Raw genomic sequence first — 17061 nt, forward strand, 5'->3', positions numbered from 1 at the left:
GTGCAAAATTTTATTACGCTAACAGAACAACCATAAATGGTTAGCGATTTTATTTGTTATTAAGGCTGGGTGGTGCTTTCAGGGTGGATATGATTGTTTGGCATTACTCTTTGTGTTGTCATTGCAAAGGGTTTGGTCGCGATAGGGTAGTCGACATCTTTTGGCATCAGCAAACGCATATGTGGATAAGGGGTTGAGATGTTTGCTGCATCGAAAGCGCACTTGATATCTTCTCTCAAATGTTCTTTGATTTTTGGCATACGTGCAACAGCGGCTGGTTTCACCCAAAACCGTACAATAAAGAATACACCATACTCACCAATTTCTGCCACGGTGGCTGAAGTTTCAGGACGGCTAAGTACCACCTCAGTATCGGTAAGTACTTGCAAGATTTCCTTACGGGCAGTGTCAATATCATCTTCGAAAGCAATACGTACACGAACATCAAAGCGTATAAAGTTTTTGGAGGTTAAGTTAATTACCTCGGAGGAGGCAACATTAGAGTTTGGAATAATGACAGTGATGTTATCTCGAGTCAAAATATGAGTGGTACGTAAGGCAATAAGCACTACACGGCCCTCATTCTCATTAATATGAATCCAGTCGCCAACTTGAAAGGACTGCTCAAGTAAAATAGTAATACCAGCGATAAAGTTAGCAAGCGTCGATTGAGCAGCAAAACCGACTGCTAAACCTACAATACCCAAACCTGCTACTAGTGAGACGATATCAAAACCAAACTGCGCCATGACGCTGGCAAGTCCGAGTACCAATAGCAGCACGGACAAAATGTTTTTGAGGAGCTGCTCTATGGAGGCGTTGAGGCCATAATGCTGTAGCACTCTGTGAATAATTTGCCCTGAAGAGGCCCAGAGCACATAATAGATACCGGCCCAGGTACTGGCCTTTGCCGTCGCTTTGATGGTATCTGGTTCAAAGTAAATCTGACTCATAATGGCGATTAAGCTAGCCACAACCCATATATAACGTAGCACTGAGCGAACAATTTTAGTTCGACGCTCATTTAAACGTATCTTTGCTTTGCTTTGTTTGAGGATATAAATAGCCAACCAATAAAAAAATCCTAATACCGCAAGCAGTATTAGGATTTTGATGCCAGTACTTGCCAGATCCACTGCTTGAGATGACCAGTCAAGTGACTCTTCATCTGCAGATCCACCAAGCGCAAGATAGAGGCTAGTATGGAGATCACGTATGATCTCTTTGAAAAAATCAGTAATACTAGCGATTGGCATTTTTTGGTCCATGCAGATTCTGGTATATGCAAAGTATTTAACATAAGGTATAGGATTATAAGCTACCTTAAATCATCAGTGCAATCAAACATAAGAGATGTGCTGATTGACACTGAGTATACCTGTTTTGCAGGTGCGGCTGAGCTGATAATTAAGAGCTATTTTTCTGAGTGTCTTGATACTGATAAGGTATCTCCATTTTATGCTGCACATCACGTAAAGCAGTGCGTAGACCTTCCAGTATCGTTGGGTGATAAAAAGGCGTGTCAAGCATGTCTTTAACACTCAAATTATTGGTAATTGCTGATGCCAAAATATGACCAATATATTCAGCGTCAGGACCCACCATGCTAGCCCCTAAAATTTTATCTGTTTTTTTACAGCCATAGATATGTAATAGACCACAATTGACGCCCATCACACGACTACGGCCTTGATTGTCAAAGCTGACGCTGCCGATCACATGCTCTAGATTTGAGTCTTGTTGAATTTCTGGTAAGGACATACCAACATTGACGATTTGCGGTGAGCAGAATACGATAGAGAAAGGCGTGGCGGGCGGGCGAATATAGGCATTTTCTTCGTTTTCGCAAACCATACTTCCCGCACTATAGCCTTCATCACTGGCCACATGTAGCAATGGAATATGTGCGTTAGCATCACCCACAATATAAACGTTTGAATCACCAATCTTACCTGTTTTTTTACTCAAATATTTTGGGCGATTTTTGTCATCAAGTTCGACACCTAAGTTTTCAATGCCTAGCTGTTTGATATTATTACGGCGGCCTGTCGCGACCAGTACGTATTCACCTTGCCATTGTTTCGACTCACCAGCACTGTCTTCATAATCGATAAATGCTGTTTTATGCTCTGCATTTATCTGGGTGCCGACATTATTAATCTCACTACCCAAGTGCATGGTCAACTCACCACTCAGGCACTCAATCGCTTTGTTGTTGATATCGTCATCTTTGAGTCCGGCAACACGTTTGACCCGATTGAATAATGTCACGTCCACACCCAAACGTGTCAACGCTTGAGCTATTTCCAACCCTATCGCACCTGCGCCAACGACTGCCATTGATTTCGGTAGATCTGTGAGCTCAAAGACGTTATCAGAAGTGAGTATCGTATCGCCTAGTTTATCAGTCCAACCGTCTGGAATAAACGGAGAGCTACCAGTCGCAATAATGATTTGTTCTGCCTTGATTAGCTCATCATTGACTTCGATAAGCCCTTGCTTATTGATATGAGCACGACCATCTATCTTCTTATCGTCAGGCCATCCCTCGACTTGCTTTTTGATGTAGCTAGCAAAGTGATTGCGCTCATCACGGATACGCTGCATGACTTGCTTACCATCTATCTGAACGGTAGCATGAACACCAAATTTAGCAGAACTTTTAGCATCATGAGCACGCTCAGCGGCTGCAATCAACAGTTTGCTTGGCATACAGCCGACTTGGATACAAGTGGTTGTCCAAAACCCATCATTGATAATGACAATGTCGTCATGAATTTTGCTGGCTTGGCGAAAGGCATTTTGACCAGCGGTACCTGCACCGATGACGGCTACAGATACTTTGCGAGTGACCTTGGGTGCGGCATTATCAGCACCAGTCTCAGATTGTTTATTCATAGTATTCTCACATTATGGAGGCGGTAGCTTTGAATGCTTTTATTAGTATTTGGCACCGCGTTATTATTGTCGTTATGGTTATTGTCGTTATTATCAGCGCTTATTCTAAAGTGACTTTGTATATAAGTAGCTTTATATAAAAATGGATTTATACAAAAGCAACTTTATATCATTTATGACTGTCGTGATTTATGGCTATATTGGTTAAGAGGCTATGTTGATTAAGGTGCTAATATTTCAAGCAACCGTTCGGTATAGCCTTTAGCACGTAGATTGCGCTGAGCGTGAGTTAGCGTACCATCCGTATCGAAAACAAATGCGGAACGGACTAAGCCGAGCGTTATTTTTCCATACATATTTTTTTCTTTAATAACGTCAAAGTACTGACACAGTTTTTCATCAGTATCACTAATAAGTGCGATGTTTAGGTCTTGTTTAGCGATGAATTTTTCGTGAGACTCAACGCTATCACGTGAGACACCGATGATGTCATAGCCCAATTCGTCAAAGTCGTTGAGATGAGCGGTAAACTCTGTCGCTTGCGTGGTGCAGCCAGGCGTATTGTCTTTTGGATAAAAGTAAAGAATGAGTCCTTTATTGGTATTGCTGATCATCTCTTTTAAATTTATCTCGTCATGGACGAAGTTGCCATCTAGCTCTCGTACTATCGTGACTGGGAACTCAGGTAGTGTGAGGTTTTCTGTGGTTGGCTTTGCCATTATAAAGTCCTTATTAATTTTGATGATATAGTCAATCCTCTATAAAAGAGTGACAGCGTTAACCTCGCTTGACGTATCACATATACATCTGTACTCGGTTGCCTTGTCTCTGCTTTAAACTGAATCAACTATATATTGGCTGTATTTAGTTATCGTATTCTTATTATAGGGGGATTCATTGAAATTCATAATGAGTTTTACATTTTACTTGTCTATTCCCAACAAAAAAGACTGGTAATGACCAGTCTTTTGTATGTTAAGCAAGTTGTCAATTAAGCAGGTTTTTGTGGCTGCTTTAAGTCTAAGCCAACGGTGCATTGCTGCAGCTCTTTTTGCATTTTTTTGACATAAGGTAGGCCAGAAGGGTCTTTTTTATCTTGCGCGTAACTTTCTATTTCCCACATTTGACCGATGGTCATGTTGCTACGGACGTCAATGGTGCAATTACACAGCTTGGTAGCAGTGCCTTTATCCGCGACTTTGTATTTGACCGCACCATCAATGCAAGTATTGATATTTTCTTTTTTGATATCAGCAGCATTCGCTTGTGGCATCGCAAAAATAGCAGCTAGAGCTAAAGGTAATATTGGTAGTAACTTCATAAACATCCTCTTACAGGTGGCATCAGTTTTTATATTTTGTACGCAAAACATTAATAGTTGATGATTGATATGGGCACTTGTGTCTTTCGATAAAGGCAATCGCCCATACCATAGCAAGTATATTGACTAAAATACAATGGCGACATGCTGTGTTAATGCAAGCGAATGTTGCGCTAATGTTGAGCACTGCCATTATTTAGTATGAATCTTAATAAGACTCAGCTTATACTATTTACTAAGATTGATAGTGGGTAGGGTCAGCAACGCCAGCTTGTTCAAAGCCTTGACGACGTAATGTACAGCTATCACATACACCGCAAGCAAGGCCGTTTTTATCGGCACGGTAGCAAGAAATGGTCTGCCCATAATCGACACCGAGTGATAAGCCAAGCTCAATAGTTTTTGCTTTGGACAACTGCTGCAATGGCGTTTGAATCGATAAATGGTGTCCGGTGACGCCTGCTTTTGTGGCAAGATTGGCCATATGCTCAAAGGCAGCAATATATTCTGGACGGCAATCAGGGTAGCCTGAGTAATCGACTGAGCTGACCCCAATCACGATATGGTTGGCATCAGCCACTTCTGCCACTGCTAGCGCATACGATAAAAATATGGTGTTGCGGGCAGGGACATAAGTGTTAGGAATGGCGTCGTTATCGATTTCATCACGGTTTTTATTAGGGAATTTATCTGAATCACCGTCAGGAACGATCATACTATGATCTGTCAGGGATGAGCCACCGAGTTGGGCGATGTCGATATCGATAATTCTGTGATTGACTTCAGCCGTCTCAGCGATAGTCTTGGCTGCGACAAGTTCACTATTATGACGTTGACCATAATTAAAGCTGACTGCTGTCACAGAGGCGTAGCGTGCCTTTGCCCAATATAAACAAGTGACCGAATCAAGCCCGCCTGACAATAGCACGACGGCATTTTGGTTGTTATGAAGGCTATCTAATTCGCTATCAAGCGCTATGTTATCGGCGGTACTTTGTGAGGTAACGTTAGTCATAATGGTATCTATTATTGGTTTACGAAAAACGGCTATTTTAGCAAAAATCCAACCGTTACAGAACCATGAAGCCATTATTTAATGTCCTCTTTTCAAACTGTTAGCAAATTTTGTTATAATCGCTGCTTTTAAAGCATCAGTATTAGTGCTTGCCCATCGTGTATGACAGCACTGTAATAGCAGTTTGCTGTATAGCAAAATCACCCTTGTAAAGATATTGAGTAACTTATGACCGCAGCGACCTTGTTTACGCCAAAAATTACGCCAGAGTTTGATGAGATGTCTGCTGATGCAGGTATGGCTGACTATATTTTAGAGACTGATGGCATGGAAGATGATGATGCCGCTGAGGATGAGTTGATGGCGGAGCAGTTATCACCTACTCAATCAGCACAGTTCCGCAAGCTACAGAAAAAACTGCGTAGACAAGTATCTTGGGCGATTCGTGATTTTAATATGATCGAAGAGGGTGATGTGGTAATGGTCTGTGTGTCAGGCGGCAAAGACAGTTATACGCTGCTTGATATCTTATTATTGCTCAAGCGCATTGCACCGATTAGCTTTGATATCGTTGCGGTAAACCTCGATCAAAAACAACCTGGCTATCCCGAAGATATTTTACCCGCGTATCTGAACGAGCAGGGCATTGCTCACTATATTTTAGAAAAAGACACTTATAGTATCGTTAAAAGCGTGGTGCCAGAAGGCAAGACTTATTGCTCTGCCTGCTCACGTTTGCGTCGCGGTTCGTTATATGGCTTTGCGAAGCAGATCGGCGCCACCAAGATTGCACTGGGTCATCACCGCGATGATATGTTGGCCACGTTCTTTTTAAACTTATTTCATGGCGGTACGCTCAAGTCTATGCCACCTAAACTATTGAGCGATGATAAGCAAAACATGCTTATTCGTCCACTGGCTTATGTCGAAGAAAAAGACATCATTGAATACGCTAAATTGAAAGCATTCCCGATTATTCCATGTAACTTGTGTGGCAGCCAAACCAATCTACAACGAGCCATTATCAATGATATGTTGCGAGAATGGGACGATGCTCATCCACAGCGTTTGGCTTCTATCTTTAAAGCGATGCAAAACGTTGCCCCATCGCAATTAGCAGACCGTGAATTGTTTGACTTTGAAGGATTAAGTCTTGATCGTGATGACAACGAGCGTTTGTTTGAAGGAGATAATATTCAAGTAGGGCAGACCGATAGTCTTGCCGAAATTGGTTTGCCTATATCACCAAAGACCCAAACGTTTAGTCCGAAGTTTATGAGTGATAAACAGCAACTGCCAGAATTAGATAAGGCGACAACAGATAATCGTACCACGCAAAAAATCCCAACGATTAATCCGGTTATTTGATGGTTCTATACTGAACCAGCTATCGCTAAAACCTTTAAATTGGCTATAAAAAACCAGCTCATTATCTACTAATGGCTGGTTTTTTTACGTCTTCAGATTATATCTGATCAATCAGGTTGTTTTTTTTCGAAAGCTTGTAAGGGTACAAAACTAACATTTGAACGAGGTAGCTTGGCGACATCTTGCATACGCCAGTTGTTTGTACCACCATTACTGACTTGCAGATAGTATTTGGCTTTTACTGGATCCATATCGACTCGCGCACTATATTTATTACCTTCTTGGTGCTTTAGTATCACATCATGGTCTTTTTTGATATCAGTGGCATGCGAGATAGACAGATCTAGCTGTTCAGGATAAACGAGCGGCGTACCATTCAATAATTTACCTGATTGCAAGCTTTGCTCAGGATAATCTAAATAAAAGGTAACATCCCCATTATCAGCAAATTGCATTTTGCCATGTAGGTCTAAATCATAAGTCAGCTTGTCACGTGACACATCTTGGTAAAGGGTCTTGCCATCCATGTACCAATCGTCACGCACTACACTGTCTCGAATCTGATAAGAGTAGTAAACAAAGTAGATACAGGCCACTACCACAAATGCGGGCATGCCAATCACAAAGATAACGACCATGTAATTTTTATACCATGGCTGAGTGTCTTGATGCTTAAAGTTTGATGCTGGAGTAGACATAAAGTACCTATTAATCAGATATCTGGTTTGTCAGACATCTATAAACTGTATCAACGAACCATTTGACGGCTATATGCTGCCAATGTAATGATAAACGGTTTACCTGCTAGTCATAGACTAACAGGTAATATGCATAATTATATACTAGGGCGTGTCTTCAATTCACTCGATAGGCATCTAAATGGGCTAAAAATGGCTAAATCTTGCCAAACATCGTCAAATAACTGGTTAATATCTCGATATTATCTGCGCTATTTTTCTTGTTTGGCAGCAATTTATCTCAGTTTTATCACCATTTTTAAAATGAAGATACGCCCTAGCGAAGCACTCAATAGTTTATTGAAGCTTATTGAGTAGTAAAGACATTCTGCTTACTGACTTTGTATTGTCCATCTTCACTGGTTACATTTAGAGTGACTGGCGTCTGTTCGAAATCGATAACATCTGGATCTCCATAAATGCTAACTGGCATATCGAAGCTTTCGCCTGCCTCTAGTGGCACATCATTAAATCGTAGCTCTAAACTTAAACCATCTTTCGGTGCTAGTGTTATTTTATAAGCATGAGGATTCTGCGTTTTATTGGTCAGTTTAACAATATAACTGTTCTCAATCATGCCTTGATTGTTTATGGATGACAACTGATTACGGTCACGACGAATATCAATCTCTAAGGGCACACGATCCGTCAATGCATAAACTAGACCACCACATAAAATAGAAATAACAGCTAAATAAGCAAATAAGCGTGGACTGAATACACGGGTATCTTCTTTTTCTGCCAGCTGTCGTTCTGTCGTGTAGCGGATGAGCCCACGAGGGTAGCCCACTTTGTCCATAACGTCATTACAGGCATCGATACAAGCGGCACACTGAATACAACCCACCTGCAAACCATCTCGAATGTCGATACCAGTGGGGCAGACCTGCACACACATCGTACACTCAATACAGTCGCCCAAATGCTCAGGATTTGTACCTTTTTTGCGTGTGCCACGTGGCTCACCACGCTCATAGTCATAAGATACAACCAACGTATCCTTATCAAACATGACACTCTGAAAGCGACCGTAAGGACAGATCTGGATACACATCTGCTCACGCATATAACCTGCATTGGCATAGGTGGCAAAGGTAAAAATAAACATCGATACCCATACCCATGTTGGCCAATCAGGAATTGGGACGACACCAATCATTTGCCAGCTTTGATACAGATAATCTGTTCCAGCGACGTAGCTTACAAAGGTCGCCGCTGTGATAACTGAAAGTACAAACCAAATAAAATATACAGCAGAGCGTTTAAAGGCTTTTTGCGCGCTCATTGGTTCTTTATCGAACTTTATGCGCTTATTGCGATCACCAATGATCCACTTTTCAACATACTGATACAAGTGTGTCCAAATCGTCTGTGGACAAGCATAACCACACCATACGCGACCTGCATAAACAGTCACCATAAATAGCATAAATGCAGCAATAATGGCAAAGGCAGCAATGAAATAAAAGTCTTGAGTCAAAAATGTCGTACCAAAAATATAGTAATGCTGCGAGGGAACATCAAACCATATTGCTTGTCTGCCATTATAACGTAGCCATGGCAAAAGCAAAAAAGCGGCCAATAGGGCATACATTGTGATAATGCGGATATTTTGATAAAAGCCTTTGATGAACCTAGGATGAACACGGTGCTTGGTGGCATCCAAGTCAATTTGCTGTACAGGGATTTTATTGGGTTGTTGTGCTGACATAAACGTGCCTCTTTAAAAAAAGAATCAGTTTGCTGGCATGATGAACAAACATCTTTGATCATAAGATGTATGAGCGAACGATGTTATCAATGTCAGTAGGTAGCGGATAAATATTTGTTAAACCATCTACCAAATGATCGATTACGAATGACTTCATGAAAATGAAAAATAGCTCTATAAATCAGCGATTAATGAGCCGTTTTTGAGTGCGGCTATTTTAGCATTCTCCTTACTATAAATGGGGTAATAATAATAAAAAGCAATTAATATCTTACTCTAAAGATATGCCAGTTATGCACTAGCTAGTATCCAGATTGCATGCCCTAGCAAAAGTATATAAAAAAGGGAGAACTGCAATAACAGTTCTCCCTTTTTTCAATCTCATTCATTTACGACAGAGCAATCTACTAAAAGTATTAGTTAGCAGTAGCTTCTGCTGTTTCTACAACTTGAGTAGTGGCAGCAGTTTGCTGGGTCACAGGTGGTGTTGTCTTATCTGATAATGAATAAACATAGGCCGCAAGCAGCATAATACGTTCATTACCAAGTTTAGTCTGCCATTGTGGCATTACACCAGCACGACCATAACGTAAGGTGTCACGAATGGTTTCGCGCTCTCCACCGAACAGCCAGATATTATCTGTTAGGTTTGGTGCACCTGTAGATACCATGCCTTTACCTTCTGGACCATGACAAAGTACGCAGTTAGTAGGCTGATTAAATAACGTCTTACCTTGTGTAACTAACGTTTGGTCTAGATCGTAATCGTTTTGATTGCCAGAGATTGATAGTACATACTCAGCAACCGCACGCACACCATCTTCACCAAGGTTTTCACGCCAAGCAGGCATTGGTAGTTTTGCAGGTTCTTTCTTGTAATCTACACCAATGTGCCAGCCGTTATGTAAAGTCAGCAAGATATTCTCTGGCTTTCCACCATGCAACCAATCATTATCAGTCAGATTTGGATAACCTGTTGCACCTTTAGCATTAGAGCCATGACATACAGAACAGTTCTGTAAAAATAAACGGCTACCAACTTTTAAAGCATTTGGATTTTCAGATAGCTTCTCAACATAAGGTGCAAGTTCTGCAACTTTGCCATCAATCTGAGCTTTTAAGTCTGCTGGTGCTGTTTCGCTATGACGCAAAGTCGATTGCATATCTGCAAGTGTGGCTAACGTTGATGTTGCACCACTGGCATCTGCTTTCGCTAAGATATTCTGTTCAAAGTTAGCCGTAAAGACTTTGTTGTTCTGTTCAAGCTCACTATTTAGCTCGTTATGAGAGGTCCACGGTACCGTTTCACCATCAACTTCTACCGTGGCAATTCCTTCCCAATGTTTAGGAAACATTGCTGGGAAAAATACCCAATAAGCAACACCCCAAACGATCGAACCAAAAAATATCACTAGCCACCATTTAGGCAATGGTTTGTCGTATTCTCGGATGCCGTCATATTCATGACCAGTGGTGCCATCTTCTTCTACGTCAGGTTTGTATTTTAGAACAAATAACAGAACCCCAAGAATAAAAAGCCAGCAGCCGATACTGATTAGCGTGATCCAAGAACTCCAAAAAAATGTCATCATTTATCCTTATTGCGCTGCTCTTCAGACAAAGACTTTATATCTTCGTCATCAAGCGCAAGTTGTGCATCTTCTTCGAAGCGTTTTTTGTTTTTTGGCGAATACGCCCACCATGCAACACCTACGAAGGCAATAAAGGCAGAAACGGTCGCAATTGTTTGTAATTCACCAATACCCATTAGCGCTGTCCTTCCATCGCGGTGCCTAGTTGCTGTAGATAGGCAACCAAAGCATCAAGTTCAGTGGCACCAAGAACAGCATCTGGTGCTCCTTCGATATCTTCTTCAGTATAAGGAACACCGAAGCGATCACGGAATAGGCGCATTTTATCTTGAATGTTAGCACCATCCACTTCATTCTCAGCAAGCCAAGGGAAGCCAGGCATTACTGATTCAGGAACCAATGAACGTGGATTGATCAAATGCTGCTTTTGCCAGTCTTCAGAATAGCGTCCACCAACACGTGCCAGATCAGGTCCAGTACGTTTAGAACCCCACAAGAATGGGTGATCCCACGTTGATTCTGCAGCACGCGAGTATGGTCCATAACGCTCGACTTCAGCACGTAGCGGACGAATCATTTGGGTATGACATACGTGACAACCTTCACGAATATAAATGTCACGGCCTTCGAACTCTAGTGCAGTCCAAGGTTCCATAGTGGGAAGGGGAGCGTTAACCCCGCCTTCTTCAGGACCCTTGTTGTCATATATTAATGGTACGATTTCAACTAGCGTTGCAAAGCTAATAGCAATAACGATACCGATGACCAACAAGCCTGTATTTTTTTCAATAATTTCATGCGGTGTACCAGCCATGATAGCTCCTTATACGTTAGCTGCTGAAGGTTTATCAACACTAGTTTCATGATCCGTTGGATCAGCCACATCTACAGGCTTACCTTCTGGCATCTTAAGTGTTTTATAAACGTTATATGCCATCACAAACATGCCCGACACATATAAGAAGCCACCAAAAGCACGACCAATATATGGGAAATGTGAGAACTCAACAGTATCAACGAAGCTATATACCAAAGTACCATCTGGATTGGTAGCAAGCCACATCATGCCTTGGCCAATACCTGAAATCCACATAGACACGATATAGAAGATCGTTCCTGCAGTCGCTAACCAGAAATGCGTGGTGATTAAGCTAATAGAGTACATTTTTGGTTTGTTAAAGATACGTGGTAACAATACGTATAGTGAACCAATAGTAATCATACCAACCCAGCCAAGCGCACCTGAGTGTACGTGTCCTACTGTCCAATCCGTGTTATGCGATAGCGCATTGACTGTCTTAATAGACATCATTGGGCCTTCGAACGTCGACATGGCGTAGAACGACAATGCAACAATCATAAAGCGAATGATTGGATCGGTACGTAACTTATCCCAACTACCCGATAACGTTAGTACACCGTTAATCATACCACCCCAAGATGGTGCAAATAGGATGATTGAGAATACCATTGCTAATGACTGCGTCCAATCTGGAAGCGCTGAATAATGCAAATGGTGACCACCAGCCCACATATATGAAGCAATCAATGCCCAAAAGTGAACGATAGACAAACGGTAAGAGTAAATAGGGCGACCAATCTGTACTGGAACGAAGTAGTACATCATCCCAAGGAATGCTGCCGTTAGATAAAAACCTACCGCGTTATGCCCGTACCACCACTGCACCATCGCATCAGTTGCACCGCCAAATAACGAGTAAGATTTAAATGCGCTAACAGGAATCGCCATGCTGTTTACGATATGCAGTAGTGCAATCGTAATAATAAAAGCTGCAAAGAACCAGTTAGCTACATAGATATGTGAGGTTTTACGTTTGATGAGCGTACCGAAAAAGACAATGGCATAAGATATCCATACCAAAGCAATCAAAATATCGATTGGCCACTCAAGCTCAGCGTATTCCTTAGTCGAGGTTAAACCTAGAGGAAGGGTAATAACTGCTGATACGATAACCGCTTGCCAACCCCAAAAGGTAAACCAAGCTAAATAAGGCGCAAATAACCTTGTCTTACAGGTACGTTGAACAATATAGTAAGACGTTGCGAACAGGGCAGAGCCACCGAACGCAAAAATGACCGCATTGGTATGAAGCGGTCTTAGGCGACTAAAAGTCAGCCATGGAATGTCAAAGTTGAGTGCTGGCCATGCTAACTGTGAAGCAATGAACACACCAATACTCATGCCGACGATGCCCCAAACTACGGCCATTATCGCAAAAAATCTTACGATAGTAATTTCGTACTCACGGTCCACTGGGGCGACTGCTGTGTTTTGTAAACTCATTGGATGATTCCTTTACAGCCCGAATTATCAACAGAATTAACTAACTCTCCGCACCATCTGCATCATAATAATTGATGATCAAATAGTAGTTGCGGTACATGCTGTTTTTTGGATCGCTTATAGTTTTAACGTTATTAGCTATCAATCTAAGCCATATATCAGCTGGTGCTCATATATAGAGGCATTTAAAATACACAGCGCTCATAGCCAATCGATAGTAGGATTATTAATAACTGTTAAGGTGAATAAGAAAATGCGCCGTTTTTGAGCATCAAACATCTAATGAGGCTAAGTATTTATCTTAATTATTACCAATAAAACTGTACCAATGAAGATAGATACCAATATCCATAGGGCCATAAAAATGCACTGACCATAGACGTATGCTAGCGGCGGCTGACAAAAAAACATGTTTACGTAATGTTTAGTTAAAACTCCCGACTCTGTTTAAGGGTATTGTAACGCAATCCTAATCAAATATCATCAGAACTATGCGGCAAAATACAAACTCTTTGGTAAAAACTCTAGCGAGCAACTTATTATTGCTACGCTATCCACCTATTTTATACACAATTTTGTCATGATTCTAGAGGTGGTCTTTGGTTAGAAAAGGATAGTGATTGTGATACGTTACTGTCAGTATGAAAATAATCTTGTAACAATGGCAGCATGAGTCATGTAAATAAGTTTTACTTATCATCAAGTCGACCCTTATAATGAGGCTAAATATGATGGGTAGCAGTGCTTTTATATCGTTGCTATCAGAAACTATTTTATAATTTGATGTTCAGTCAGGCGAGGGTGAATAAAACCTTAGCCTCACATAATACTAATTAAGGACAATAATATGGCAGTTTTTTTGACAAATGAATGGTTTGAGCAAGTTGAGCAAATGGGTCAAGAAGCGGGTGAGCTTAATTTACCGCCAGCACTTGCAAATATGATCGTCAACTTGAAATTATCTGATACTGATCAAGATATTGAAGCCAACTTCACTAATGGCTTATTACATCGCGGATTAAATGACGCGGCGACGACTACCTTGCTACTTGATCGCAGTATCTTGCAATCAATCATCACTGATTTTGATACCAATCAAATCATGGGTGCATTTATGAGCGGTAAAATTCGTGTTGAAGGCGATATGTCACAATTGATGGCAGTACAGACTGCTCGCCCAAGCACTGAGCAAAAAGAATTGTATTCTCGTATCAAATCTATGACGACTATGGCGTAGTTTTAGATTCACATGGTTCTATGTGATACGCGCTAGTTGACATAAAAAAAGCCTCTAATTCATATTAGAGGCTTTTTTTATTGATAAATTTAATAGCAACATGTTTTTGTTTGATTAACTGGCTTTTGATTGTTGCGTTGCGCTTTTTTGGTTTTGCTTATAGATAGCCGCCTGTAGCCAAACATTAGCTTGTATATAATCATGCACTTTAATGATGGCGGTCTCTGCAGTATTAAGCGCGCCAACACGTATTACAAATGGATCTGCATCTTGTTCGCGTAGTATGACGACATCAAACAAAATAATAGATTTGCCATTGAAGACAGTCTCTTGTTTGCCAAGCACTTGACCTTGACACCATGCTTCGTCTTCTTGTCCGAGTGTATCGCCAAAGAGATATGCACACATATGACCTAAGTTGATTTCGACAGGCGCCATTTGCTCTTTGGTCTCAGGTTTCCATTCTTTGATTTGATCTTGCAAATCGTCTGGTATCTTTCCATCATTGGCGGCAACAATGTCGTTAAAGGCACGATGATAGCGAATCGACTCTTGATCTTCGACCATAATCACTTCATTTTGTTCGCTGTGTTTGATCTCGTGCGCCCAGGCGCTAAGGTTCACGAAGTAAGAGGTATCTCGCTGATATAGATGACGATTGGTGGTATAAAGTTGATCAAAAGCATAAATGATACTGCCATCAGCCGTGTGTAAGCGTAGTACGGCATCATGTGATTTGTCATTAGCGATGATACGCTCAATTTTACAATTCAAACCATATGGGCTATCGACACAAGGATAGGCATTGATAAAGCACTCAGGCTTACCATTTTTCATCGCCAGTACTTGATTAATGTGACAAGGCTGATTTTCAGATAGTAATAGGCAGCTGTCTTGCGAGCTGACATTGCTATTAAGACCTTTAGGCATTGCTGCTTGTTCGATCATTTTCTGTAGCCACTCTGGTACATCATGGCTCATATCATCAGTTAAAATTCGCCAATGATCAGCGTGACCTGCAGATTGCTCGTCAGTTAAGGTTACCTTAGTAGGAGACTGGATGTTTTTATATTGGTAATTAATGGTCATGAGAGTACTCAAAATTAAGTCAGCGTGAAGTCTGTCGCTATAGCTGCGATTGCTGGTTATCATAACCTACTATGCTAAATATGGGTCTATGATGGCTAGCAACGTTGTCATCAGCAAAAGGTCAACAAACTACAATGAATGGGTAATGACAATTGTCCTTAGCATACAATATATAGGTATTGACGCAAGTAATAGCAAGTCCCACATAAAAAATAGTAACAAAACCCTATTTTTTAGCAAAAAACATACTCAGTTTTTGCTAATGATTGGCACATATCAGCCGATTTGTGTCAAACTAGCTCCCTTTTGACGGCTGTCTTAAGCTCGTCTGAAACCCAGTTTGTGTGCTCGTTTTATAGCATATAGCCAATCCTTTATAAGCTGGATACGGTGTCAGTCTCACTTAGTCTACTACTTGTAGTACTTTCACTTGCTTTCCTTGTATCCAAATTATATTGAACCGACTATATATAAAGTCGCACGTAGATAAGATAAAGAGTTTGAATATGTTTCGTCCTTTAGCGTTATTTATCGGCTTACGATATACCCGAGCAGAGCGTAGTAATGGTTTTATCTCCTTTATATCGCTGATCTCGATGATTGGTTTGACTCTTGGGGTTGCCGTATTGATCACGGTGCTATCAGTCATGAATGGTTTTGATCGGGAGCTAAAAACCCGTATTCTGGGTATGGTCCCACAAGCAACGGTCGTCTCATCCGAGATTATCAGTGACTGGGAACAATTGGCAGACAAGATTAAAGAAGACCCAGAAGTGGCAGCGGTAGCACCATTTATTCAACTGCAAGGGATGTTGACCTCAAATGGTCAGGTTGCAGGGATTATGGTCACAGGTATTGAGCCTGAGTATGAGAAAAAGGTCTCTATCATCAACGAGCACATGGTTGAGGGTAGTATTGATACCTTGCAAAATGGTGACTTTAGTATTGTACTGGGTGAAGAGATGGTGCAATCACTAGGGTTGCAACTCGGTGATAAAGTCACGTTAGTACTGCCAGAGGCATCACCATCAGCAGCCGGTGTCATACCGCGATTTAAGCGTTTTACCTTGACGGGTATCTTCACCATCAGTCCAGAAGTCGATAGTCTAATGGCCTTTATTCCTATGGGTGATGCTGCAAAACTGTTACGTCTGCCAGAGGGTGCGCAGGGTGTGCGTATGAAGCTTAATGATATCTTCACTGCGCCAATTGCCTCAGAGAAAGCGGCTGCGATTGCCCCTGATAGATTGTATCCGAATAATTGGACACAGACTCATGGCAATCTGTTTGGTGCCATTCAGATGGAAAAAGCGATGGTAGGCTTACTGCTCTTTTTGATTATATTAGTTGCAGCCTTTAATATCGTCTCTAGTCTCGTCATGCTTGTCACAGATAAGAAAGCGGACATTGCAATCTTAAAAACCTTTGGTGCATCACCTCGATTGATTACCCAAGTGTTTATGGTTCAAGGTGTGGTCATCGGTGTCATCGGTACGGTTGCTGGCACGATATTGGGTGTGATATTTGCCCTCACAGTCAGTGATATTTTGGGTTTCATCAATCAAGTCTTTAACCTGAACCTATTTGATGCGTATTTTGTGAACTATTTGCCGTCAGAGTTGCGTTTACTAGATGTGGTGTTGATTACTGGTGCATCATTTGTATTAAGCTTTTTGGCAACGATTTATCCGGCACGTCGCGCGGCTAAAATTCAGCCAGCACAAACATTGCGTTATGAGTAAATGATTTTATAAAGCAACAACTATATAAATAGAATAAAGGAAATAC

15 protein-coding genes are annotated in these 17061 nt (G+C 41.3%); 3 read left to right on the forward strand and 12 right to left on the reverse strand.

The window, feature by feature from the left end:
* Positions 1–59: 59 nt before the first annotated feature.
* From I6E84_RS09205 to queC, 5 genes are all read right to left on the reverse strand, one after another.
* On the reverse strand, positions 60–1256 hold the full coding sequence (locus I6E84_RS09205; protein WP_227681419.1) for a mechanosensitive ion channel family protein: 1197 nt from the start codon (positions 1254–1256) through the stop codon (positions 60–62).
* Between the two features lie 151 nt (positions 1257–1407).
* Positions 1408–2898 carry a dihydrolipoyl dehydrogenase gene (locus tag I6E84_RS09210; protein WP_197217638.1) on the reverse strand — a complete coding sequence of 497 codons (1491 nt, stop codon included), beginning with the start codon at positions 2896–2898 and terminating at the stop codon, positions 1408–1410.
* A gap of 221 nt (positions 2899–3119) precedes the next feature.
* Entirely contained in the window at positions 3120–3617 is a 498-nt protein-coding gene (locus tag I6E84_RS09215) for a peroxiredoxin (protein ID WP_181416251.1), read from the reverse strand.
* 272 nt (positions 3618–3889) lie between these two features.
* On the reverse strand, positions 3890–4219 hold the full coding sequence (locus I6E84_RS09220) for a hypothetical protein (protein ID WP_110922684.1): 330 nt from the start codon (positions 4217–4219) through the stop codon (positions 3890–3892).
* A gap of 235 nt (positions 4220–4454) precedes the next feature.
* Entirely contained in the window at positions 4455–5234 is a 780-nt protein-coding gene (gene queC / locus I6E84_RS09225) for a 7-cyano-7-deazaguanine synthase QueC (protein ID WP_197217639.1), read from the reverse strand.
* Between the two features lie 360 nt (positions 5235–5594).
* Between queC and ttcA the strand changes: the two genes are divergently transcribed.
* A complete protein-coding gene (gene ttcA / locus I6E84_RS09230) occupies positions 5595–6602 on the forward strand; it encodes a tRNA 2-thiocytidine(32) synthetase TtcA (RefSeq protein WP_413786949.1) in 1008 nt (335 codons plus the stop codon).
* Between the two features lie 107 nt (positions 6603–6709).
* On the opposite strand, the gene I6E84_RS09235 is transcribed toward ttcA, so the two are convergent.
* The 6 genes from I6E84_RS09235 to ccoN form a co-directional block, all read right to left on the reverse strand.
* Positions 6710–7300, reverse strand: a complete 591-nt coding sequence (locus I6E84_RS09235; RefSeq protein WP_197217641.1) for a FixH family protein — start codon at positions 7298–7300, stop codon at positions 6710–6712.
* Between the two features lie 346 nt (positions 7301–7646).
* Entirely contained in the window at positions 7647–9050 is a 1404-nt protein-coding gene (gene ccoG / locus I6E84_RS09240) for a cytochrome c oxidase accessory protein CcoG (protein ID WP_110922687.1), read from the reverse strand.
* Between the two features lie 416 nt (positions 9051–9466).
* Entirely contained in the window at positions 9467–10639 is a 1173-nt protein-coding gene (ccoP, locus tag I6E84_RS09245; protein WP_197100043.1) for a cytochrome-c oxidase, cbb3-type subunit III, read from the reverse strand.
* Positions 10639–10818: a CcoQ/FixQ family Cbb3-type cytochrome c oxidase assembly chaperone gene (locus I6E84_RS09250; protein ID WP_057760804.1), complete on the reverse strand. Its 180-nt coding sequence runs from the start codon at positions 10816–10818 to the stop codon at positions 10639–10641. The genes ccoP and I6E84_RS09250 overlap by 1 nt, the downstream gene beginning before the upstream one ends.
* Entirely contained in the window at positions 10818–11456 is a 639-nt protein-coding gene (gene ccoO / locus I6E84_RS09255) for a cytochrome-c oxidase, cbb3-type subunit II (RefSeq protein ID WP_197100044.1), read from the reverse strand. Before ccoO ends, I6E84_RS09250 begins: the two co-directional genes overlap by 1 nt.
* A 9-nt stretch (positions 11457–11465) precedes the next feature.
* A complete protein-coding gene (ccoN, locus tag I6E84_RS09260) occupies positions 11466–12947 on the reverse strand; it encodes a cytochrome-c oxidase, cbb3-type subunit I (protein ID WP_110922690.1) in 1482 nt (493 codons plus the stop codon).
* An 847-nt stretch (positions 12948–13794) separates the two neighbouring features.
* Between ccoN and I6E84_RS09265 the strand changes: the two genes are divergently transcribed.
* Positions 13795–14184 carry an SCP2 sterol-binding domain-containing protein gene (locus tag I6E84_RS09265; protein WP_110922691.1) on the forward strand — a complete coding sequence of 130 codons (390 nt, stop codon included), beginning with the start codon at positions 13795–13797 and terminating at the stop codon, positions 14182–14184.
* Positions 14185–14298: 114 nt separating this feature from the next.
* Here I6E84_RS09265 and I6E84_RS09270 read toward each other — a convergent pair whose 3' ends face one another.
* Positions 14299–15273, reverse strand: a complete 975-nt coding sequence (locus tag I6E84_RS09270) for a hypothetical protein (protein WP_197100045.1) — start codon at positions 15271–15273, stop codon at positions 14299–14301.
* 506 nt (positions 15274–15779) lie between these two features.
* Here I6E84_RS09270 and I6E84_RS09275 point away from each other — a divergent pair.
* Positions 15780–17015, forward strand: coding sequence for a lipoprotein-releasing ABC transporter permease subunit (locus I6E84_RS09275; protein ID WP_110922692.1), 1236 nt, complete (start codon positions 15780–15782; stop codon positions 17013–17015).
* Positions 17016–17061: the final 46 nt, after the last annotated feature.

Origin of the sequence: Psychrobacter sp. SCQQ22 (assembly GCF_015864605.1) — a bacterium.
GTDB classification, from domain to species: Bacteria; Pseudomonadota; Gammaproteobacteria; order Pseudomonadales; family Moraxellaceae; genus Psychrobacter; species Psychrobacter fozii.